This window comes from Pedobacter sp. AK017 (assembly GCF_014200825.1).
Classification (GTDB): Bacteria; Bacteroidota; Bacteroidia; order Sphingobacteriales; family Sphingobacteriaceae; genus Pedobacter; species Pedobacter heparinus.
Genome location: NZ_JACHCW010000007.1, coordinates 172,510 through 195,933, shown reverse-complemented (window position 1 = coordinate 195,933; position 23,424 = coordinate 172,510). Strand labels below are relative to the sequence as shown.

At 42.2% G+C, this 23,424-nt stretch carries 15 protein-coding genes; 10 read left to right on the top strand and 5 right to left on the bottom strand.

Annotated elements, in window-relative coordinates; genetic code table 11:
- The first annotated feature begins 27 nt into the window (after nt 1–27).
- The 10 genes from gatA to HDC92_RS11955 all read left to right on the top strand — a co-directional run bounded on the left by gatA (nt 28) and on the right by HDC92_RS11955 (nt 17,110).
- A complete protein-coding gene (gene gatA, locus HDC92_RS12000; protein ID WP_183874727.1) occupies nt 28–1,491 on the top strand; it encodes an Asp-tRNA(Asn)/Glu-tRNA(Gln) amidotransferase subunit GatA in 1,464 nt (487 codons plus the stop codon).
- Between the two features lie 77 nt (nt 1,492–1,568).
- The gene (locus HDC92_RS11995) at nt 1,569–2,786 is read left to right on the top strand and encodes a lytic transglycosylase domain-containing protein (protein ID WP_183874725.1); all 1,218 of its coding nucleotides are present in this window, start codon (nt 1,569–1,571) and stop codon (nt 2,784–2,786) included.
- A gap of 74 nt (nt 2,787–2,860) precedes the next feature.
- Entirely contained in the window at nt 2,861–5,176 is a 2,316-nt protein-coding gene (locus HDC92_RS11990; protein ID WP_015809633.1) for an NADP-dependent malic enzyme, read from the top strand.
- 2 nt (nt 5,177–5,178) lie between these two features.
- On the top strand, nt 5,179–5,763 hold the full coding sequence (gene ruvA, locus HDC92_RS11985) for a Holliday junction branch migration protein RuvA (RefSeq protein ID WP_015809632.1): 585 nt from the start codon (nt 5,179–5,181) through the stop codon (nt 5,761–5,763).
- Between the two features lie 3 nt (nt 5,764–5,766).
- A complete protein-coding gene (gene sprA / locus HDC92_RS11980) occupies nt 5,767–12,957 on the top strand; it encodes a cell surface protein SprA (RefSeq protein ID WP_411267835.1) in 7,191 nt (2,396 codons plus the stop codon).
- A 100-nt stretch (nt 12,958–13,057) separates the two neighbouring features.
- Nucleotides 13,058–13,438 (top strand): glycine cleavage system protein GcvH, encoded by a 381-nt coding sequence (gene gcvH / locus HDC92_RS11975; protein ID WP_015809630.1) that lies wholly within the window; start codon nt 13,058–13,060, stop codon nt 13,436–13,438.
- A gap of 3 nt (nt 13,439–13,441) precedes the next feature.
- On the top strand, nt 13,442–13,849 hold the full coding sequence (locus tag HDC92_RS11970; protein ID WP_015809629.1) for a VanZ family protein: 408 nt from the start codon (nt 13,442–13,444) through the stop codon (nt 13,847–13,849).
- Between the two features lie 296 nt (nt 13,850–14,145).
- A complete protein-coding gene (locus HDC92_RS11965; RefSeq protein ID WP_015809628.1) occupies nt 14,146–14,361 on the top strand; it encodes a ferrous iron transport protein A in 216 nt (71 codons plus the stop codon).
- Nucleotides 14,362–14,373: 12 nt separating this feature from the next.
- Nucleotides 14,374–16,476: a ferrous iron transport protein B gene (gene feoB, locus HDC92_RS11960; protein ID WP_183874721.1), complete on the top strand. Its 2,103-nt coding sequence runs from the start codon at nt 14,374–14,376 to the stop codon at nt 16,474–16,476.
- Between the two features lie 19 nt (nt 16,477–16,495).
- Nucleotides 16,496–17,110, top strand: coding sequence for a SprT-like domain-containing protein (locus HDC92_RS11955; RefSeq protein ID WP_015809626.1), 615 nt, complete (start codon nt 16,496–16,498; stop codon nt 17,108–17,110).
- Here HDC92_RS11955 and HDC92_RS11950 read toward each other — a convergent pair.
- From HDC92_RS11950 to rpiB, 5 genes are all read right to left on the bottom strand, one after another.
- The gene (locus HDC92_RS11950; RefSeq protein WP_183874719.1) at nt 17,059–17,757 is read right to left on the bottom strand and encodes a hypothetical protein; all 699 of its coding nucleotides are present in this window, start codon (nt 17,755–17,757) and stop codon (nt 17,059–17,061) included. The two genes, HDC92_RS11955 and HDC92_RS11950, sit on opposite strands and share 52 nt — an antisense overlap.
- Nucleotides 17,758–17,911: 154 nt before the next feature.
- Nucleotides 17,912–19,891, bottom strand: a complete 1,980-nt coding sequence (locus HDC92_RS11945; RefSeq protein WP_183874717.1) for a thiamine pyrophosphate-dependent enzyme — start codon at nt 19,889–19,891, stop codon at nt 17,912–17,914.
- Between the two features lie 3 nt (nt 19,892–19,894).
- Complete coding sequence (locus HDC92_RS11940) at nt 19,895–21,286, bottom strand: LutB/LldF family L-lactate oxidation iron-sulfur protein (protein ID WP_183874715.1); 1,392 nt, start codon at nt 21,284–21,286, stop codon at nt 19,895–19,897.
- Between the two features lie 89 nt (nt 21,287–21,375).
- A complete protein-coding gene (locus tag HDC92_RS11935) occupies nt 21,376–22,965 on the bottom strand; it encodes a M28 family peptidase (RefSeq protein ID WP_183874713.1) in 1,590 nt (529 codons plus the stop codon).
- A 10-nt stretch (nt 22,966–22,975) separates the two neighbouring features.
- On the bottom strand, nt 22,976–23,416 hold the full coding sequence (rpiB, locus tag HDC92_RS11930) for a ribose 5-phosphate isomerase B (protein WP_015809621.1): 441 nt from the start codon (nt 23,414–23,416) through the stop codon (nt 22,976–22,978).
- Nucleotides 23,417–23,424 lie beyond the last annotated feature (8 nt).

The following is a 23,424-nucleotide window of genomic DNA, read 5'->3' as shown; positions in this document are numbered from 1 at the left end:
TTTTAATTTTATAATGTATTCTTGATTTTGAAGAAGTATAACTCCTTAAAAGAGATACAAAGCCTTATTGAGCAAAAAGAGCTTAGTTTACCTGACTTATTGGACTATTATTTTAAGCAGATAGAAAAACATCAACACCTCAATGCCTTTAATGAGGTGTTTTTTTATTCTGCAACAAACCAGGCTAAACTGGTACAGGAAAAGATAGCACAGGGAACAGCGGGTAAACTGGCAGGTATGGTGATTGGTATAAAAGACAATATCTGTTATAAAGACCATCAGGTTAGTGCCTCTTCTAAAATGCTGGAAGGTTTTGTTTCCCCCTATTCTGCCACAGTTGTTGAACGTCTGATTGCTGAGGATGCTGTGATCATTGGCAGACTGAACTGCGATGAGTTTGCGATGGGCGGCTCTAATGAAACTTCGTATTATGGGCCGGTTAAAAATGCGGCCGACAGTGAAAAAGTCGCCGGAGGTTCATCAGGAGGTTCGGCTGTTGCTGTACAGGCCGATCTTTGCCTTTCTGCTTTAGGAACAGACACCGGAGGTTCGGTAAGACAGCCTGCTGCATTTTGTGGTTGTATAGGTTTAAAGCCTACTTATGGGCGGATTTCAAGATATGGCGTAATTGCTTATGCTTCATCCTTTGATCAGGTAGGTACCATTACTTCTTCAGTTGGTGATGCTTCAGTTTTACTGGAAGTTTTAGCTGGTGCAGATGATTATGACAGCACGGTAGCCAAATTGCCGGTGCCTGATTATCAGGCCGGCCTGCTTGCAGACAGTGCTGCTTTCGGGAAAGGTACGTTTAAAAAGAAAAAAATCGCTGTTTTGAAGGAGACTTTGGAAAGTGAAGCGCTGGATACGGATATCAAAAATGCAATATTAAATGCCATCGGCGAATTAAAGGAACAGGGACATACGGTTGAGTATGTTTCTTTTGATCTGCTCGATTACCTGGTGCCAGCTTATTATGTGCTGACTACGGCCGAGGCTTCCTCGAACCTGTCACGCTACGATGGGGTACATTACGGGCATCGCAACATGGAAGCAACTAGCCTGAATGAACTTTATAAATTATCGCGGGCTGAAGGTTTTGGTGAGGAAGTGAAACGCCGGATTTTATTGGGGACATTTGTTTTAAGTGCAGGATATTACGATGCTTATTACCAGAAAGCACAGCAGGTGAGGAGGCTGATCAGAGAGAAAATGGAAGAACTGCTAACCCGGTTTGACGTGATAATAAGCCCAGTAGCACCAACACCCGCCTTTAAAATAGGAGAAAATATTGACGATCCTTTGGTGATGTACATGGCTGATATATTTACAGTACTGGCCTCGTTAACAGGTATTCCTGCAATTGCTGTCCCTTTGGGCAATAATTATTCAGGTTTACCGTTAAGTGTTCAGTTGATGGCCAGACATTTTGGAGAGCAGGACCTGTTGTCTTTAGCTCATAACTTTTTAAATGCCAGGCAACTGACCAATTAAACCAATGAACCAAAAACCATCATAAGCTTGTAGTACGGGAAAAGATGCCTGTGGCAGACTTAATAAATATTATGCCTATGAGACTAATAGTACGCTTTGTATCTTATTGTATTTTGGCTTTCACCTGCTTTACGGCAGATGCACAGCAACGTATGCTGCAGATTACAGATACAACCTATGTGCCTGTTGTTGAAGAAGCAACAACTTTTTATAACCACAATTACATGTATAAGGCCAGGTTGGATTCTATTCAGAAAACAGTTCCGCTAAGCTACAATGAATATGTACAGAAGTACATTGATATTTATGCAGGCCGTAAAGATATGATGGGCAAAATGCTTGGGCTTTCGGGCTATTATTTCCCAATCTTTGAAAAGGCTCTAAAAAGCTATAACATTCCAGAAGAGATCAAATACCTGCCAATCATTGAATCCTCGATGAACCCACACGCAGTTTCGAGGGTTGGGGCAACCGGATTATGGCAGTTTATGTTTGCTACAGCTAAGGGGTATGGACTGAATATGGATAACTTTGTGGATGAACGTAAAGACCCTATACAGGCCAGCTATGCAGCTGCGGCATATTTCAGAGATGCTTATGAAGAACTGGGCGACTGGTTGCTGGCAATTGCAGCCTACAACTGCGGAATGGGAAATGTAAACCGTGCAATTGCAAAGGCAGATTCCAGGGATTTCTGGGAGATCAGACGCTTTTTGCCTATGGAGACAAGAAATTATGTGCCGGCCTTTATTGCGGCTGTGTATGTGATGAACTATTCAGGAAAACATGAAATTAAGGCGCAACGTACGGTTTTTCTTAAAAATACAGACACCATCCAAGTGAACCGTTTTGTTTCTCTCCCTTCATTGGCAGAGGCCCTGAATATAGAGGTAGAAGAGTTGTGGAGTCTGAATCCCTCTTATAAGAAGAAGATTGTAAACGGTTCTGAGCTTTCGCCAAAACGGGTGATTTTACCGAAGGTGAGCCTGGCCAGTTTTACCAGGGTATACGAATTGCTGAACGAGACAGAAGCCGATGTGGATAAACACATTATACTGGCGTCAAATGACAACCAGTTGAAGCGGAAGTCTAAAGCTGAACGTAAATCTCCGATTGTGTACCACAAAGTAGCCCCTGGTCAGAACCTGATTGGTATTGCCAATAAATATCATGTAGAGGTACAGGACCTGAAGGTCTGGAACAATCTAAAAGGATCAACAATTGTTCCGGGGCAACGCCTGAAAATTTATAGCAACATTGAAGGAAGGCATACAGCAGCCCCGCTAAGAGGTTAAATTTAATGTGTTCTTTTTTATTTATGGCTTGTTAAAAGAATTGTAACTTTGGCCCCTTACACGATAAGCATTTTATGAGTAAGATTAATAGAAAGCAGGATGCATTGGATTACCACTCGCAAGGACGGCCGGGTAAAATCCAGGTTATACCCACTAAACCAACCAATTCCCAAAGGGATCTGGCGCTTGCTTATTCACCTGGCGTAGCAGAACCCTGCTTAAAAATAGCCGAAAATACAGAAGATGTTTATAAATATACAGCAAAGGGCAACCTTGTAGCCGTAATCAGTAATGGTACCGCTGTTTTGGGCCTGGGCAATATTGGTCCCGAAGCTGGTAAACCGGTGATGGAAGGTAAGGGCCTTCTTTTTAAGATATTTGCCGATATTGATGTTTTTGATCTGGAACTTGATACCACGAATGTTGATGATTTTGTAAAAATAGTAAAAGCACTGGAGCCTACATTTGGGGGAGTGAACCTGGAAGATATCAAAGCTCCTGAATGCTTTGAAATTGAGCGGCGTTTGAAAGCTGAAATGAATATTCCGGTGATGCACGATGATCAGCACGGTACGGCTATCATTTCTGCAGCAGCTTTGTTAAATGCCTGTGAACTGCAGAAAAAGAAGATGGATAAGATCAGGATCGTTGTAAATGGTGCTGGTGCCGCTGCTATTTCCTGTTCACGTTTATATGTTTCCTTGGGGGCTAAAAAAGAAAATATTGTGATGTGCGACAGGTCGGGTGTGATCAGGGATAACCGGGAAAACCTGGACGAGATCAAAGCTGAGTTTGCAACTTCCAGAAAACTGGATACACTGGCAGAAGCGATGAAAGATTCCGATGTTTTTATCGGTTTATCGTCGGCCGACTGCGTTACAGAAGATATGCTGAAATCGATGGCTAAAAACCCTATTGTGTTTGCCATGGCGAACCCCAATCCGGAGATAGCTTATGAACTGGCCATTAAATCCCGTAAAGATATCATCATGGCTACAGGCCGTTCTGATTACCCCAACCAGGTGAACAATGTACTGGGCTTCCCTTATATTTTCAGGGGAGCGCTGGATGTGAGGGCAACTGCAATCAATGAAGAGATGAAAATTGCTGCAGTAAAGGCCATTGCGTCGCTGGCAAAAAAATCTGTTCCCGAGGCTGTAAACATGGCCTATAATGAGAAAAACATAAAATTTGGTAAGGAATACATTATTCCAAAGCCGATGGACTTGAGGTTAATGACTAACGTTTCTGCAGCGGTGGCCAGGGCAGCAATTGAATCAGGGGTTGCCCGGAAAACCATTACCGACTGGGATGCTTACGAGGAAGAACTGAAGCACCGGTTGGGCATGGACGATGCCATTATGCGTGCAATCACGAATAAGGCCAAATCCGATCCTAAGCGTGTGGTATTTGCAGAGGCAGATCATTATAAGATACTAAAAGCTGCCCAGATTGTTAAGGATGAAAACATTGCCATCCCGATTTTACTGGGCAATAAAGAGGTAATCGAAAGAATTATTGAAGAAAGTGCACTGGAGCTGGAAGGCGTAACAATCATAGATACTTTTAAGGAGCCTGAACTGATGCAAAAATATGGCCAGGCCCTGTATGAAAAAAGACAACGGAGGGGGCTTACCTTGTTTGACGCCACCAAGCTGATGCGTGACAGGAATTATTTTGGTGCATCTATGGTAGAGTTTGGTGAGGCGGATGCCATGATATCGGGACTGACAAGAAATTATGTTTCGACCATTAAACCTGCCCTGCATGTAATTGGCACTGCACCCGGTGTAAACCGTGTTGCAGGAATGTACATGATGATGACCAAGAAAGGCCCTGTATTTTTTGGGGATACTACAGTGAATGTAGACCCAACCGCCGAAGAATTGGTAGACCTGACCTTGCTTTTGGAACGTTCTGTGAGTAAATTTAACATCCATCCGCGTATTGCGTTGCTGTCATATTCCAATTTTGGTTCTAATGAGGGTGTGGTGCCTGAAAAAGTTAGAAAGGCTGTAAAAATACTGCATGATCAGCATCCGCACATTATGGTAGATGGCGAAATGCAGGGAAATTTTGCCATTAATAATGCCCTGTTAAAAGATAATTTTCCTTTCAGCAGATTGATAGACGGGCCGGCAAATACGTTGATCTTTCCTAATCTGGAATCGGGCAATATTGCTTATAAGCTTTTACAGGAACTGGGTGAGGCTGAGGCTATTGGTCCTATTTTATTGGGCTTGAACAAGCCTGTTCATATTGTTCAACTTGGAAGTTCGGTTAGGGAGATTGTAAATATGGTTACCTTAGCTGTTCTGGATGTTCAGGGAAAAGAACAAGAGGTAAATCTTAAAAAAGGCGGATTGTTAAAAAGAATAGCTAAGAAATAATTATGTTTGAGTATATTGATGGTAAGCTGGCTTTTAAGTGTCCTACTTATATTGTTGTAGAAGCTGGTGGCGTAGGCTATCATCTTAATATATCTTTAAATACTTATAGCAGCCTGGCTAATACCGAACGTTGTAAGGTGTATACCTGGCTGCATGTAAAAGAAGATGCACATACCCTTTATGGCTTTGCCGATGAGGGAGAACGCAGACTTTTTTTACACCTGATCTCGGTATCGGGAATAGGCCCCAATACAGGGAGAATGATGCTCTCGTCTATTACGCCGGTTGAAATTCAGACGGCGATAGTGAATGCAGACCTGGCACTTATCCAGCGGATTAAAGGGATAGGCGCAAAATCTGCACAAAGGTTGGTACTGGAATTACAGGACAAGCTGAAGAAAGAAGGATCGGGGTCGTTAATTGCTGCCCCTTTAAACAATACAGTAAGAGAAGAGGCACTTTCGGCATTGATGATGCTTGGATTTGCCAAACCTGCTTCTGAAAAGGCAATAGACAATGCGGTGAAAAATGGTGGGCAAGACTTGTCTGTTGAACAAATGATAAAAATAGCATTGAAGAATTTATAAAATTTGCCCTTGAAAACCTTATTAACGCTATTTCTCTTCCTGACAATTACTTTTAGCAGACAACAGGCTTTTTCGCAGGTTGTGCCACAAAAGGGGAAGCAGGATACTTTAAAAAACTCTTTCGGGCTGAAAGAGAAGCAAAGGCTTGGTATCAGGTCTTTGTCGGGCCCTTTTTATCCCTTACCCGAAAATATGCACCGTAAGGTGGAATATGATGCGCTTAATAAGAGGTATATTATCCAGGAACTGATTGGCGACAAGCCTTTTGGCCAGGTGCAGTATATGACTGTAGATGAATACATGCGCCTGGTGAACAGTGAAATTAAACGCGAAAACTGGCGGGTATTGTCTGACCAGGAGGTGAACGATGTAAGAAGAACGGGCATTATACCCAGTCTGAAAGTTAACAGCAAGGCTTTTGAACGGATATTTGGGGGTACAACTATAGATATACAGCCCCGTGGGGAAGCTGAGCTTACCTTTTTGGGAAGGATCAATAAAAATGAGAATCCTTTGTTTAACGAGCGCCAGCGTGTACAGGGAAATTTTGATTTTAACCAGCGCATACAGATGGATGTGATTGGTAATATTGGTACCAAGCTGAAGATCAACATGAACTACAATACTGAAGCCCAGTTTGATTTTGAAAATCAGGTTAAGCTGGACTATACCGGTGCTGAAGATGATATCATACAAAAAATTGAGGCGGGTAATGTAAGCTTGCCCTTAAATACAACGCTAATTAACGGTACTCAGGCCTTATTTGGTATAAAGACACAGCTGAAGTTTGGAAAACTGAATGTAGCAACTGTATTTACACAGCAAAAATCGCAGTCGCGGGAAATTCAGATCAACAATGGTGCGCAACAAAATGAGTACCGGTTAAGTGCAGATAATTATGAGGCCAATAAACATTATTTTCTGGCCAGATATTTCAGGGAGAATTACAATAAAGTATTGTCGAATCCCCCGACCATCACTTCCGGGGTACTGATTACCAAGGTAGAGGTCTGGATTACCAATAAAGCAGGAAACACACAGGATTCAAGGGATGTACTCGGTTTTATAGACCTTGGAGAAAACCAGACTTTTAATCCGGGGATTACCGGGGGTGCTTCAGTACTGCCATCTGGTTTTACCAATCCTTTGTTTCCAAGAAATTCCAATGATCTTTTAACCAGGATTCCTGCCAATTCACGATTTACAAATTCTAACGAGATCATTTCATTTTTTGCAGGTAGTGGTGGTACGGATAATTACGCCAAGCTGACCTATGCGCGGAAACTGTCCGACAGGGAATATACTTTTCATCCCCAGCTGGGTTATATCTCATTGAACAATGCGCTGAACAGCGATGAGGTGTTAACGGTTGCTTACAGGTACACTTACAATGGAGTGGAATACCAGGTTGGAGAATTTTCTACCGATGTTCCTTTTGACCCTTCCACACCTAAAGTTTTGTATACCAAATTGCTAAAAAATGATGTGATCAAAACCAATTTGCCCACCTGGGACCTGATGATGAAAAACATTTATTCCATTGGAGGCTATCAGATCAGTCAGCAGAACTTTAAACTGGATGTTTTCCGTATTGACGAAAAGACCGGTGTAGAGAAGCCGCTGATACAGGAAGGACAGAAGCTGGATGCAGACCGCCGGCCTTTGAACGGCAAGCAATGGATCCAGGTGACGGGGCTTGACCGGCTGAACCAGCAGAAAGAACGTAAACCTGATGGGGTATTCGATTTTGAAACCGAAAACAAACCTTTTGGAACCAGTAGTACAAATACACAGAATTCATCCTATAACAACGGGAACTCGGGCAGTACAACAAACAACCAGGTAAATTTTTCAACCAACACCATTAACGGCTATATCACCATAGATCCCTTGAACGGAAGGGTCATATTTCCGCTGATTGAACCTTTTGGAAAAGACCTTGCAGATCAGTTTTTACCAACAGAACAGGCACTGATTGATAAATATACCTTTACTGCATTATACGATTCGACTAAGGTGGTTGCCCAGCAGCTGTTCAGTAACCAGAACCGGTACATCATCAAAGGTGCCTACCAGTCAGAAATCGCTTCAGAGTTTAGCTTAAATGCCATCAATGTACCTGAAGGTTCTGTAAAAGTATTTGCAGGGACGATTCCCTTACAGGAAGGAGTTGATTTTACAGTTGATTACCAGGGAGGCAGGGTGAGGATCATTAATCCGGCTTTACTGAGTTCTGGTCAGCCAATAAGGATTTCGACTGAAAATAATGAACTGTTTGGTTTACAGCAACGTTCTTTATTTGGAACAAGGCTCGACTATAAAGTGAATAACAAGCTGAACCTTGGAGGTACGTTGATGAACCTTACAGAGAAGCCGCTTACTGCCAAAGTAAATATTGGTGAGGAGCCGATCTCCAATACGATGTGGGGGCTTGACCTGAACTACAGTTCTCCATCCCGGTTTTTGACCAAACTGGTGGATAAGCTACCATTATTATCGACTAAAGTGCCTTCCAATATCGCCTTTTCCGGTGAATTTGCACAACTGATTCCCGGCCATCCAAGTGCCCTGAACTTCGGCGGCAATAAAGGTGGGGTGAGTTACCTGGATGATTTTGAAGCTTCTCGTTCAGTGATAGATCTGAAAAGTGCGATTGCCTGGCAACTGTCGGGAACGCCGCAGTTTTTCCCGGAAGCGAGCAGGATAGATGATTTGAGTTATGGCTTTAACAGGGCAAGAATTGCTTTTTATAACATCGACCCGATTTTTTATAACAGGAATACAGGTACTATTCCGGATAACCTGAGAAATAACCGGAATGAGTTGTCTAATCATTATGTGCGTGAGATTATAGAGCAGGAGGTTTTTCCTTTTAAAGAGACAGCTACCGGGCAGGCCATTACTTTGCCTACATTGGATGTTGCATTTTATCCTATGGTTCGGGGCCCTTACAATTATACTACAACTGGCTTTAATCCGAATGGTACACTGACCAATCCAAGATCGCGCTGGGGTGGTTTGTTCAGGAAAATTGAAACCAGTGACTTTCAGGCATTGAACATCGAGTATATCGAGCTTTGGGTAATGGACCCGAATATTTATAAACCAAACTCGACAGGAGGTGACCTGTATTTTAACCTGGGGAACATATCGGAAGATATTTTAAAAGACGGGCGTAAATCGTTGGAAAATGGTTTGCCCGCAAATGGTGATCCGGAAAAATATGATGAGACCAACTGGGGCAGGGTACCTAAACTGCAACCGGTAGTGCAGGCATTTGACAATGATCCTGCAGCCAGGAAAGCACAGGATGTGGGTTTGGATGGTCTGTCTAACGCGGATGAGAAAACCAAATTTGCTGCACTGATTAACCAGATCAAAGGACAGCTGAACCCTGATGCAGCAGCTGAATTTGACAACGACCCCTCATCGGACGATTATGTTTATTTTAGGGGCAGGGCGCTTGATCAGGTCAATGCAGGGATATTGAAACGTTACCAGCGCTACAATGGACCTGAGGGAAATTCTAAAACCGCACAGCAATCTCAGGAAGACTTTGGGGTAGATAATTCAGCTTCAACTTCTTTGCCAGACGGAGAAGATATCAACAGGGACAACAACATGACCCAGAGCGATGAATATTTCCAGTATAAGGTTTCTATGCGCCCGGGTGATTTAATGGTTGGGCAGAATTTTGTTACAGATAAGATCACCTCACAGGTGAAGCTGGCAAATGGGCAAACGCAGCCGGTTACCTGGTATCAGATCCGGATTCCCCTTGCTCAGTATCAGCAAAAAGTGGGCAGTATCCAGGATTTTAAATCCATCCGCTTTATCAGGATGTTCATGACCAATTTTGCCGATACTACAGTACTGAGGTTTGGAAAAATCCAGCTGGTAAGAGGAGAGTGGAGACAGTATAATGCAAACAACGAAGTTTCACAGGTTATTCTGGATCCTGCACTGCAAAATTTAGGCCCCGACAATTCAACTATTGAAATATCAACGGTAAACATAGAAGAAAATGGTAAGCGTACCCCTATTCCTTACGTAGTACCACCTGGTATTGAAAGAGAACGTGATTTCAGCAATTACCGGGGAGATACAAGACAAAATGAGCAATCGCTTGCAGTAACCATAAAAAATTTACGTGATGGTTATGGAAGGGCTACATTTAAAACTGCATTGAACGATTTCAGGTCGTACAAACACCTTGAAATGTACATTCACCTGGAAGCTCTGGGGAACGCGCCGATCAATGACAATGACCTGAGCGCTTTTTTAAGGATAGGTACGGATAACCAGGACAACTACTACGAATATTCACAGCCTTTGAAAGTGACGCGTCCGGGTACAAGTGACCCTTATGCGATATGGCCTGATCAGAATAAGCTGGATATTGAACTGGAGTTGTTCCAGAAGGCGAAAATTGCCCGTAACAGTGCCTTAGATGTAGATGGTCTTCCATGGAACATCAGTAAGCCATTTACTTATATGGTTGATGGTAAAAAGATTGTTGTAAAGGGGCAACCTGATATGAGCAAGGTGAGGGTATATATGCTTGGTGTATTGAACCCTTACAGGAATGGGGCAAGCCCAGGTGATGATGGTTTGGATAAAAGTGCCCAGGTATGGTTCAATGAGATGCGTTTAACAGAATTTGACGAACGGGGCGGATGGGCAGCAACGGCAAGGATGAGTGCCAAACTGGCTGATTTTGCTGATGTGAATGTATCCGGTAGTAAATCGACCATAGGTTTTGGTTCCCTGGAAAAAAGAGTAAGCGAACGGAACAGGGCAGATAATGTGTTTTTCGATATTTCATCAAGTATGGAACTGGGTAAGTTTTTCCCTCAGAAAACAGGGATCAAAATCCCGATGTTTGTGAGTTATTCGAGTCAGGTAAGCACGCCGCAATATGACCCGAAAATGCCTGATATTGAATTGAAAAATGCGCTGGACAAAGCTTCGAAATCTGAAAAGAAAGCAATTTTGGAGTATGCCCAGGATTATACGACCCGGAACAGTATCAATTTTACAAATGTGAGGAAGGAAAGGACAAATCCGGACAAAAAATCGCAGGTGTGGGATATAGAGAACTTTAACGCAAGTTACGCTTACACAAAATTTGCACACCGTGATTTTATCAACGAGAATAATGTGCAGAAAACTTACCGGGCATCGCTGGCTTATAGTTATTCTGGACAGGCGAAAAATGTGGAACCTTTTGCCAAGATCATCAAATCGAATACCCTGGCCCTGTTAAAAGATTTTAACTTTAATCCATTACCCAATGCGATCAACTTCAGGATCGATGTAGACCGCTATTATTCGGAAAACAGTTTGCGGAACAACGATCCTAATAATTCCATTCCTATTAACACTACGTTTAACAAAAACTTTTTGATCACGAGGGTTTATGGCATTTCATGGAATTTAACACGTTCATTAACGCTGGATTTTGACGCAACCAATTATTCTATTATAGATGAGCCTGAGGGCCGGATTGAAGGATTAAAAAGAGATACCATCTGGCAAAATTTAAAGCGCCTGGGCAGGACTACGGATTATAACCATAATTTAAACGTGACTTATTCATTGCCACTGAATAAGATTCCGGGAATGGACTGGGTAACAGTGGCTACAAGATATGGTACCAACTTTAACTGGCAGACCGAGCCTTTATCTACATTAAGGGACCCGCTGATCGACCTGGGTAATACCATTCAGAATTCAAGAACAATACAGGTTAACCCTACCTTAAATCTTGCAGGGTTATACAATAAATTTGGTTTTGTGAGGCGCGCAAATGGTGCAGGTGATAAGCCCTCGTCCGCGGCCTCATTCTTTGTTGGTTTGTTAACCAGTGTAAAAAATGTAAATGCAGCCTTTACGCAAACGAAAGGTATCTTTTTACCCGGATACTTGCCCCGTGTAAGTTATTTTGGCCTGGATGAAGCAACAGGAGCCCCTGGTTTGGGTTTTGTTTTTGGTAGTCAGCGTGACATCCGGGAAATGGCCCTGAACAATGGCTGGATAACAAGAGATACCTTACAATCACAGCTTTACATCAATACCTTAAGGGAAGACTTAAGTTTAACCGGGCTGATAGAGCCGATTAAAGACCTGAGTATTACTTTAACAGCCAATAAAAACAGAACGCTCAATTACTCTACAAACTTCCGGTATGACCAGTCGGTACGCGATTTTGAGAACCTGAGTCCTTTTACTACCGGTGATTACAGTGTTTCCTTTATTTCGCTGAGGACTGCATTTTCGGAGAAGCAGGGCAGTACGGTCTCAAAATTATTTGCTGAATTTATGGGCAACAGACAGGTCATTTCACAACGTTTGGGGGCACAGAATGTAAACTCTTCGGGCAATATGCCAACAGGTTATGCAGATGGATATGATAAAAATTCGCAGGATGTTCTTGTTTCGGCCTTTTTGGCTGCTTATACAGGAAAGAGTGCCTCTTCTATCGGCCTCAACTCCCTGCCTAAAATTCCCTTACCAAACTGGCGCCTGAACTATAGGGGGTTGACCAGAATTGCTTTTCTGGCCGACAGGTTCAGTTCTATTGATCTGAGGCATGCTTACCGCTCGGTATATAGCGTGAACGGTTTTAATTCATTGATCCGTTATAAAGAAAGCAACGGTTTTGTAAGCAGCAGGGACGAGAACAGCAACTTTTTGCCTTATTACCAATATGCCCAGGTTACCATTGCAGAACAGTTTTCTCCGTTGATTGGGGTGGATACCCGCTTAAAGAACAACATGACCGCCAATTTTGAGCTGGGAAGAACACGCTTACTGGGACTGAGCCTAGCCAATAGCCAGCTTGCCCAGTTGTCAGAAAATAACATGGTTTTTGGTCTGGGATACCGCACAACTAAGTTTAGGTTTCCATTCGGTCTGTTTAAGGGTTTAAAAACTGATAACAACATGGATTTTAAACTGGATGTGGCAATAAGGGACAATAAAACGGTAATTTACAGGGCTGATGTTACTGAAGCAGAGGTCTCATCAGGTGCTAAAAACATTACTTTAAGACCAAGTGTGGATTATATTTTGAACCAGCGCTTTAATGTAAGGCTGTTTTATGACTCAAATGTTACCAAGCCATACACCTCACAAACCTTTAATACTTCGTTTAGTAATTTTGGCTTTAGTTTAAGGATTACGCTGAATTAGGGTTGTTTTAAATGATGAGATTTAATTACCTTTGAAGCGGACCGGCATGGGATTGCCAGATACCACATAAAACATAGCAACTAACAAATAAAATAAAAAAATGAATTTTCCATCAGAATTAAAGTACACTAAAGACCACGAATGGGTTAAGATTGAAGGTAATGAAGCTTTTATTGGAATTACAGATTTTGCACAGCGTGAATTGGGTGATATTGTATATATTGACATCAATACCGTAGGTGATGAGGTAGCTAAAGATGATGTATTTGGTACTGTTGAGGCAGTTAAAACGGTTTCTGACCTGTTTATGCCCCTAACCGGAACGATATTGGAAGTAAATGCTGCCCTGAATGATAATCCTGAACTGGTAAATACCGATCCCTATGGTCAGGGCTGGATGGTAAAAGTAACAGTTTCCGATGCTGCGCAAGCAGAGGGACTATTGACTGCTGATGCTTACAAAGCCCTTGTAGGCGCTTAGTAAATGAATATTTTTGGACAATTAAAATATCAGGTCTGGGCGGTAGTATGGACCGTCATCATCGTAGTCCTTTGTACAATGAGGATGCCCTCGGGCAATGGCCACGGCTTTTTCTTCGAAGGGTTTGATAAGTTTGTCCACATGGGCTTTTTTTTCGTGCTCACGATTCTGTTGTTTTATGGCAAGATCAGGCACCAGCACAATTACAGTTTTAGCTCTTTAACTATTTTTAAGATTATTGTGATTACAGCCCTGTTGGGTGCCGGCATAGAATTGTTACAGTTGAAGTTTTTTAGTTATCGCTCCGCAGAGTGGTGGGATTTTGGCTGTGATATGATCGGTGTGTTTATGGGTGTGTTTAGTTATATACTCTTACATAAATCTAATTATAATGAAAAAACCGGCAATTAAACTGGCTTTAGTACTACTGGTATGCCTAATGGGCAGCTGTGGGATTTTTAAACCTGGTTGCCACTGTCCTAAAGTTAGCTATAATAGTTATCCCAGACATTAAAGCATTTCATCATTTCTGATTTTTAGATCAATAAAATGACCAAATAAAGACCATAAAGGAAAGCCTTTCCCTATGGTCTTTATTTGGAATTATTATAAATTAAGTCTAAATTGCGCCCTAATAAGCAATGAGCAAACAGGAGTTAGTAACAGGACAGGAGACTCATTGAAAATTTATACAAATCTTAATATAGATGAAACTTTCGCAGCTTAATCCAGGAGAACAAGGAACTATTGTAGCATTTACAGACTTGGAGATGTCTGTGAAATTAATGGAAATGGGTTGTTTACCTGGAGAGCTTGTAGAAGTTGAACGTTTTGCACCACTTGGTTGTCCTATTGCCATTCGTGTGGCAGGTTATCAGCTTTGTTTACGTAAAAGTGAGGCTGCAGTTATCATTATTCAATAAAATCAATCGGCGTTGGATATTAAAGTTGCATTAGTTGGTAATCCCAATACAGGAAAATCCACTCTTTTTAATCGTTTAACGGGATTAAACCAAAAAATCGGAAACTTCCCCGGAGTTACTGTCGATAAAAAAATAGGCTATGCTAAGTTAGCAGACGGCAGGCAGATACAGATTACAGATTTACCAGGTACATATAGCCTATACCCTAAAAGCGCTGATGAGCGTATTGTTTTTCAAGTGCTTGCCGATGCCAAAAACAGCAGTTATCCGGATGTGATTGTACTCCTTGTTGATGCCACTAATTTAAAGCGGAATATGCTGTTGTATTCACAGGTAGCCGATTTGGGAATCCCAATAGTACTGGCCCTGAATATGATTGACCTGAATGAAAAGCAAGGTATTGAAATTGATGCCGATAAGCTGGCTGCTAAGCTTGGCGTTCAGGTGGTGCCCATCTCTGCCAGGAACAATATCGGAATCAATGCTTTGAAGCAGGCAATAGCACATACGAATATGGCCACCCAGGTGAGCGATTTTGAAGTAAGTTTTTTAGCGCCGGATGCCATACGGGCCATTAAGCATAAAATTGGTGCAACTCGTGATTATTACGCACTACAGGTATTGCACCAGCATGAATACCTGGCTTTTTTTAATGCTGCGGAACAGGAAGAAATTGAAAGCATAGAGCAGTCCAATGGTTTCGAATCTTCGAAGATACAGGCAGCAGAAACCATTGCGCGCTATAAACACCTCAGCAACGTTCTGGCTGATGTGGTTATTGACAGAGGAAAAAATAAATATTCGTTCAGCGATAAGCTGGATGCTGTATTGACTCATAAGTTATGGGGTTTTGTAATATTTATGCTCCTCCTTTTTGTGATTTTCAATGCCATATTTGCCTGGGCAACATTTCCGATGGAATGGATTGAAAATGGTTTTGGTTGGTTGGCCGGATTTGGACACGAACACTTGCCTGAAGGTATGCTTACAGATTTGCTATTGGATGGGGTAGTTGCAGGATTGGGTGGAATCTTTGTCTTTATTCCTCAGATAGCGATACTTTTTGCTTTTATCTCTATTTTGGAAGATACCGGATATATGGCCAGGGTTACCTTCATGATGGATAAGATCATGAGCAAGGTGGGGCTTAATGGAAAATCTGTAGTACCAATGATAGGCGGACTGGCTTGCGCAGTGCCTTCCATTATGGCGGCAAGGAATATAGAAAACTGGAAGGATAGAATGATTACGATTATGGTTACCCCATTGATCAGCTGTTCTGCGCGTTTACCTGTTTACATCCTGCTCATTTCTCTTGTGATCCCTTCAGAGACAGTTTTCGGGATCATCAATCTGCAGGGACTCGCATTGATGGTGATGTACCTGATCAGTTTTGTTGCCGCTATTTTAGTAGCATGGGTGATGAAGGTCATCATTAAATCTAAAGAGCGATCCTATTTCATTATGGAGCTGCCGATATACCGGATGCCAAGGTGGAAAAATGTGATTTATACCATGTACGAAAAATCAAAGACTTTTGTTTTCGAAGCAGGGAAGGTTATTATTGCAATTTCAATCATTCTCTGGGTAATGGCTTCTTTCGGACCGGGAAGCAGATTCGAAAAGATCGATCAAAAGTATGCTTCAGCTTTAGCAGATCCTGCGGCAAATACCAGCCATATAAAAACTTTAATTGCTACAGAAAAGCTTGAGAACTCCTATGTTGGTTTACTTGGGCATGCAGTAGAACCGGTAATACGTCCGTTAGGTTATGACTGGAAGATTGGAATTGCATTAATTACTTCTTTCGCTGCACGTGAAGCTTTTGTCGGTACCATGGCTACCATTTATAGTGTTGATGGAGGAGATGAGGACAGTGAGACCATACGGGAAAGAATGGCCGGTTCGATAAACAGTAAAACCGGTATGCCGGTTTATACTTTTGCTACCGGAATTTCACTGATGTTGTTTTATGCATTTGCGATGCAATGTATGAGTACAGTTGCTATTGTTTATCGCGAAACTAAAGGCTGGAAATGGCCGATGATACAGTTGGGATATATGACTGCTATGGCTTATGTGGCTGCCCTTATTGCTTATCAACTTTTGAAGTAATTTATTTATCTTGGTGGTGGTGGAAAAAGAGAAAATTTTATCACAATATATGCCCGTAGCTGCTGCGCCGATCATTGCGAAGTGGATAGATTATTTTCAATGTGAATTTAAAATATCAAAAGGCAGGGCCACCAAGCTGGGCGACTACAGGCATCCCTTCAAGGAAGCAGGGCACAAGATTTCTGTAAACAATAACCTCAACGCTTATGCTTTTTTGGTAACTACCGTACATGAATTTGCACATCTGCTTACCTGGAACGACTATAAGAACAAGGTAAAACCTCATGGAAATGAATGGAAACATAATTTTAAAAGAATGATGGTGCCATTTTTGGAGCAAAGTATTTTTCCTGAGGACCTGAAAAAAGCGATTGTTAGTTATTTGAATAACCCCTCGGCAGCTAGCTGTACCGACCTGAAGTTATCCAGGGCATTAAAAAGGTACGATGTGTTGGCTGATGTTTCCAGACTGGAAGAGCTGCCTTTACATGCAGTATTCAGGATTAAGGACGGAAGACAGTTTAAAAAAGGTGAAAAGCTTAGAAAACGCTACCGTTGTGTTTGTCTTGATAATGGGAATGTTTACCTGTTTAATCCGCTTGCAGAAGTCACACTTGCTGCAACCGGTACATAAACCGCTTCTTTATCATTAACCTGCCACTTAAAATTCAGTTTTTTATCTTTAAAAACAGCAGGCATGCTGATCAGGCTATCTATAAATGCATCCTGGTCTCTTACCACAACAGTGGCGCTGTATCCATCAGGAAGCTTATTTTTTAGCAATATACGGCTTTCTTCTGCAACTGAAATGATGTTGTCAAACACGACTTCAAATTTATTACTGGCGCGGACAGCATCTTTAAGGCGTAAAATATTCTCAGCAAATTCCTGATTGTTTTTTGCTGGTGTTTGCTGGAGGGTATATTTGTTTGATTTAAGTGCGGCTTCAGTTACGGCTAACCGGCTTTCTTTTTTAAAAACGATGTTGTTTCTAATGTAGGCCCTGCTTTCAGTATATTTTTGTGCATTTTCACCGTCCATGCTAATTTTTTCTTTAACCAATACCAGACTATCGTTTTTTAAGTAATATTTCCTTGTCTGGTTGCTCAAGCCTTCATTGCTGATATATTCAATAAACATTATGGGGCTCCCGTTCCAGCTGTATTGTGATGCATACATTAACTGATCTCCCAGCTGATAAACCAGACTGGTTTGTTTTTCCAGGTCTTTTGAATTTGCATCTATAGAATCTGCATATTGCAGGATATCCTTTTCGCTCATACTAGCTGCAGTGCGCTGGTTAATTAACCCTGCCTGTGGGTGTTTAGGCTTTCGGCTACAACTACAAAGAAATAGCAAAAGGATGGGAAAATAAATAGCTTTCATAATACCTGATGGATTTAGAGCTAAAATGGCCATTATCGTGCCAGTTTGTTTAATAGGCGAGTAAACGTCTGATCGAACCTTTTAAACGACTTTTTGCAAGAAAGCTATCTTCCAGTACCTTATTCATGGGGATTGCTGTATCACTACTGGCGCAGCGCATTACCGGAGCATCCAGGTATTTAAAGCAATGCTCGGAAATCCAGGCGGCAAGTTCAGCACCAAAACCAGAACACAGTGTGTCTTCATGTAAAATAAGCACCCGTCCGGTTGTTTTAACGGCACTGGCCACAGTTTCTTTGTCCCAGGGCTGCAAACTTCGCAAATCTACCAGTGTAACAGAAAGGTCCGGATTTTGGTCCAGGTAGGACATTGCCCAATGAACACCTAAACCATAAGTAATGATGCAGCATTGTTCACCACGTCTCAAGACGTTTGCTTTCCCTATTTCCAGGGTATAAAAGCCTTCCGGTACAAGTCCGTGCAGAGAACGGTACAGGTATTTATGTTCAAAATACATGACCGGGTTTGGATCTTCTATGGCGGCAAGGAGCAGGCCTTTGGCATCTGCGGGAAAGGCCGGGTACACCACCTTTAACCCAGGTGTTTTAGTAAACCAGGCTTCATTGCTTTGTGAATGAAAAGGACCAGCACCTGTACCAGCACCGGTAGGCATACGGATCAGCACATCTGCTTTTTCTCCCCAGCGGTAATGTGTTTTAGCCAGATTATTTACAATCTGGTTAAAACCACAGGTCACAAAGTCGGCAAACTGCATTTCCACCATGGCCTTATACCCGTTTATGGAAAGGCCAAGCGCTGCGCCTACAATGGCCGATTCGCAGATAGGGGTGTTCCGTACCCGCGCTTTGCCAAATTCCTCGGCAAAACCATCAGTTATTTTAAAGGCACCACCATATTCCGCAATATCCTGGCCCATTAGTACCAGGTTGTTGTGCCTTCGCATGGCTACACGGAGACCATCAGAAATGGCATCAATGTAACGGATATCTTTTGCAATAGTACTATCCGGTGCTGTGCTTGTACCAGCATAAGGGAAATACATGGCTTTCAATTCCCTTTCAGAATCAGCAAGCGGATCGGCTTCATTAAAAGCATTTTCAACCTCATTATCAATCTCAGTTTTCAGGCTGGCTTTTATTTCCTCAATTGAATCAGGATTAAGTATTTTTTGATCGAGCAGATATTGTTCGAAATTTTTAACAGGATCTTTTTTTTCCCACTCATCTAAAAGCTCCTGGGGAACATACTTTGTGCCCGATGCCTCTTCATGACCACGCATTCTAAAAGTAAGGCATTCTATCAGTACAGGTTTAGGGTTTTCCCGCATTCTGCAGGCAACCCTGTCAATCAGGTCATATACTTCAAGGATGTTATTTCCATCCACTTTAAATCCTTCGATGCCATAACCTATGGCTTTATCTATCAGGTTCTTACATCTAAATTGTTCGTTAACAGGCGTTGATAGGCCATAGCCATTGTTTTCAATTAAAAAAATAACTGGCAGGTCCCATACTGCGGCTACATTCACGGCCTCATGAAAATCGCCCTCGCTGGTCGCGCCTTCTCCTGTGAATACCAGCGTAACTTGTTGCTTGCCCATCAGTACATCTGCAAGGGCAATACCGTCGGCAAGTGCCATTTGAGGCCCTAGATGGGATATCATTCCAATGATTTTGTGTTCCTGGGTTCCAAAATGAAAGGAACGGTCGCGGCCTTTTGTAAAACCAGTAGCTTTGCCCTGCCATTGGGCCATCAGTTTGGTTAAGGATACATTCCTTGAAGTAAAGACCCCTAAATTTCTGTGCATGGGAAGGATGTATTCCGAGGCTTTCATTGCCATGGTACTGCCTACTGCAATGGCTTCCTGTCCAATACCAGAAAACCATTTTCCAATGCGGCCCTGACGCAATAAGATCAACATCTTTTCCTCCACCATCCTGGGATATAGGAGTTGTAAATAAAAATTTAACAGCGTGACATTGTCCTTATCTTTTCTGTCGAAGGTCATAAATTATAAGCTTTTCGGATCTTTGTTTTTTTCCCTCCACAATTTAGCAAAAGATTTTGGTGCAACCTCAGGCATTTCACGGTATTTGCCCCAGATCTTTTTAAACAGAAATTTCAGAAAGAAATTCTTGATCTTTCCGCCAAAAACATCCATTCTTGACCTTTTTAACATGCTGGTTTTCCAGATCTTCCAGCCAATTTCTTCAGTTTTAGTATTGTCGTGTTCCGCTGCCGCATCCCTGCGGTTCAGGAGCAACATTTTATGGATGTCGATCTTTACGGGACAGACTTCCGAACATTTTCCGCAGAGGCTTGAGGCGTAGCTCAAATGCTTAAATTCTTTCATACCCTTTAAGTGGGGGGTAATGATGGAGCCTATAGGGCCGCTATAAGTCGTGTTATAAGTATGTCCGCCGATATTTTTATATACCGGACAGGCGTTCAGGCAGGCACCACAACGGATACAGTATAAGCCCTGGCGCTGATCTTTCTGTGCCAGCAGATTTGTGCGGCCATTGTCTAACAGGATGACATACATTTCTTCAGGACCATCTGTTTCTTCGCCGCGTCTTGGCCCACTTAGTATGGTATTGTATACCGTTAAATTCTGGCCGGTACCATGGCTGGCCAGTAATGGCCAGAAAAGGTCAAGGTCTGCCATTGACGGGATAATTTTTTCTATACCTACAAGGGCGATATGGATTTTAGGAAAGGTAGTGCAAAGCCTGGCATTCCCTTCATTTTCCGTTAAGGCAATACTCCCGGTATCTGCAATTAAAAAATTTCCACCACTAATGCCGATATCTGCATTCAGATACTTTTCTCTCAAAAGCTCACGGGCTTTTTGTGTAAGCTGCTGAGGGGTATAGTCTAAAGGAGTACCAAATTTTTCATGAAACAATTTGGCAATCTCCTCCTTATTGAGGTGCATGGCAGGCGTTACAATATGATAAGGGTGTTGGCCCAACAACTGGACGATGTATTCACCGAGGTCACTTTCCAGCGATTCTATACCATGCTCTCCTAAAAAATCGTTGAGATGGATTTCTTCAGTGGTCATTGATTTTGACTTGATGACCGTTTTACCCCCGGTTCTGTTGATGATGTTCAGGATTTCCTTTTGCGCTTCCTGGGTGTCATTTGCCCAGATTACTTTTCCACCCCTGCGCTGAAAATTGGCTTCAAACTCAGGTAGAAATTTGTCAAGGTTTTCCATTACCCGCCATTTAATTACATGTGCTTTCTTTTTCGAATTTTCCAGGTTCTCAAATTTGGACAATCCACGTTCTACGGCTGTATTGTATTTGCCTATGTTGTAATTAATTGTTTTGCGATGCCCTAAATCAAAGGCCTTCTCATCCGCTTTAATCAAAAATTCCTCAGATACCTTCATCATCTTCCAAATATAAAAATAAATCAGAAGCATTGTTATGCCAGATTTACATGGTATAAAAAAACCTGCCGGGTGGGGCAGGTTTAAAGATCTTATTTTTTCTTTGTTCCGTCTTCGTTCTTGTCCACAGCAGGTCGCTTGGCGCCATTTGCCAGCTCCCAGGCTGTGTAGTAAACCAATCTTGCCCTTTTAGCCAGCATTGGAAAGTCGATCTTGCTGATCTCATCACCCGGCTGATGATAATCTTCGTGGACCCCATTGAAATAAAAGATAACCGGGATGCCATGTTTGGCGAAATTATAATGATCAGATCGGTAGTAGAAACGGTTTGGGTCTGTACGGTTGTTATAACGTTCGTCCAGGTTCATCTTTACATAATCGTTATTCGCTTTTTTACCTATACGGTCCAGGTCGCTGCTTAACATATCAGAACCAATGATATAAACAAAATTGTTATCCTGGGCATGCGCAGCATCTCCACGGCCTATCATATCTATATTCAGATTGGTAATCGTATTGATCAATGGAAAAACAGGATATTCCGAATACCATTCGGAACCTAACAGCCCCTTCTCTTCACCCGTTACCGTCATAAACAAGATGCTCCTTTTAGGGCCTTTCCCAGCTTTTTTAGCTTTTGAAAAGGCTTCGGCAATCATCAGCACTCCGGTTGTCCCTGAGCCGTCGTCGTCAGCTCCATTGTTGATTTTATCGTCACCTTTTGCATCCGGAGTAATGCCAATGTGATCATAATGTGCAGTAATCACTAGAATTTCTTTCTTTAACTTTGGATCACTACCTTCCAAAAAGCCCAAAACATTTTCAGTCCTTATTTTATTTTCAGTTTTCTTTGCACTGGCAGTAACAGAGACGGTTAAGACTTGCGAAACCGGATTCCCGGTTTCGGTCATTTTCTTTTTTAATGCATCTAAGGTAGTTTTTGCCCCTTTTAAGATCTGGTTGGCTAAAGTCGTACCGATGTAGATAACGGGCATGCCCTGCGGCTCGTTCAGGCGGTCAAGGTTTTCTTTGGTTTTCATTACCATCTGTTCAGATTGCAGATAGTTTTTCAGGTTATCCGGCATGTTATCAATCACAGGGTCTATTACCAGAACAGCACGGGCTTTATGATCCGATAGGTATTTAATTTTTGTGTTGATATTACCACCTGTTTTTGCAGTAGTTGTACCCGAAGGTTCTGCAGTTTTAAGGATCATCACTACCTTACCGGTAATATCCTTCCCCTCGTAGTCGTTATAGCCCTCTTTGTTCAGCCCATAACCTGCAAATAAAATGCTGCCTGAATTAAAAGCAAAGCCGCTGCCTGATACCGATGAAGGTACGACATAAAAATCTTTAATGGGTTCTGCGGGTTGGCCTTCCAGCGTTAGCATCTGCGAAATACCAAAAGAAGCCATGTCTACAGACTGAAAATAATCGCCGTTTACCGGACCATTTAAACCCAGAACCTTAAACTGATTTTTAATATATTCTGCGGCCATCCAGCCCCCTTTTTTACCAGTCTCCCTACCTTCATATTCGTCAGAGGCAAGCACAGAAAGATGTCTATAGGCATTGTCTTTGTTAATGGTCTGACTAAATTTTACCGCATCTCTGTTTTGTGCTGATGCGGTACAGCCCATCAGCAAAATAATACTGCTATATAAAAGGTGCTTTTTCATGTTTCCTGGTTTAGCACGACATTTTATTCACTCTGCCAGCGTGTCTTCCACCTTCAAAAGCAGTGTTTAGAAAGGTGCTTACCATCTCTTTTGCCAGTTCTTCAGATACAAATCTTGCCGGGATACAGATAATGTTGGCATTGTTGTGCATTCTGGCAAGTTCGGCAATCTCCTTTTGCCAACAGATTGCTGCGCGGATCTGCTGATGCTTATTGGCAGTTATGGCAACCCCATTGGCACTGCCGCAAACCAGTACACCAAAAGTATAAGCCTCACTTTCTACAGCTTCCGCAACAGGATGTGCAAAATCAGGATAATCAACAGAATCGGCCGAGTGGGTGCCAAAATCTTTAACTTCATGGTCACTTAAATAAGATTTTAGGAGTTCCTTGTATTCAAAGCCGGCGTGATCTGCACCTATTGCGATTTTAATTTTTTTATCGGTTGACATCTTTTAAA

Bases quoted from the DNA above. Each gene is read 5' to 3' on its own strand.
- HDC92_RS11995 (WP_183874725.1), top strand. From the start codon at position 1,569: ATGAGACTAATAGTACGCTTTGTATCTTATTGTATTTTGGCTTTCACC.
- HDC92_RS11990 (WP_015809633.1), top strand. From the start codon at position 2,861: ATGAGTAAGATTAATAGAAAGCAGGATGCATTGGATTACCACTCGCAA.
- ruvA (WP_015809632.1), top strand. From the start codon at position 5,179: ATGTTTGAGTATATTGATGGTAAGCTGGCTTTTAAGTGTCCTACTTAT.
- gcvH (WP_015809630.1), top strand. From the start codon at position 13,058: ATGAATTTTCCATCAGAATTAAAGTACACTAAAGACCACGAATGGGTT.
- HDC92_RS11970 (WP_015809629.1), top strand. From the start codon at position 13,442: ATGAATATTTTTGGACAATTAAAATATCAGGTCTGGGCGGTAGTATGG.
- HDC92_RS11965 (WP_015809628.1), top strand. From the start codon at position 14,146: ATGAAACTTTCGCAGCTTAATCCAGGAGAACAAGGAACTATTGTAGCA.
- HDC92_RS11950 (WP_183874719.1), bottom strand. From the start codon at position 17,757: ATGAGCGAAAAGGATATCCTGCAATATGCAGATTCTATAGATGCAAAT.
- HDC92_RS11945 (WP_183874717.1), bottom strand. From the start codon at position 19,891: ATGACCTTCGACAGAAAAGATAAGGACAATGTCACGCTGTTAAATTTT.
- HDC92_RS11940 (WP_183874715.1), bottom strand. From the start codon at position 21,286: ATGATGAAGGTATCTGAGGAATTTTTGATTAAAGCGGATGAGAAGGCC.
- HDC92_RS11935 (WP_183874713.1), bottom strand. From the start codon at position 22,965: ATGAAAAAGCACCTTTTATATAGCAGTATTATTTTGCTGATGGGCTGT.
- rpiB (WP_015809621.1), bottom strand. From the start codon at position 23,416: ATGTCAACCGATAAAAAAATTAAAATCGCAATAGGTGCAGATCACGCC.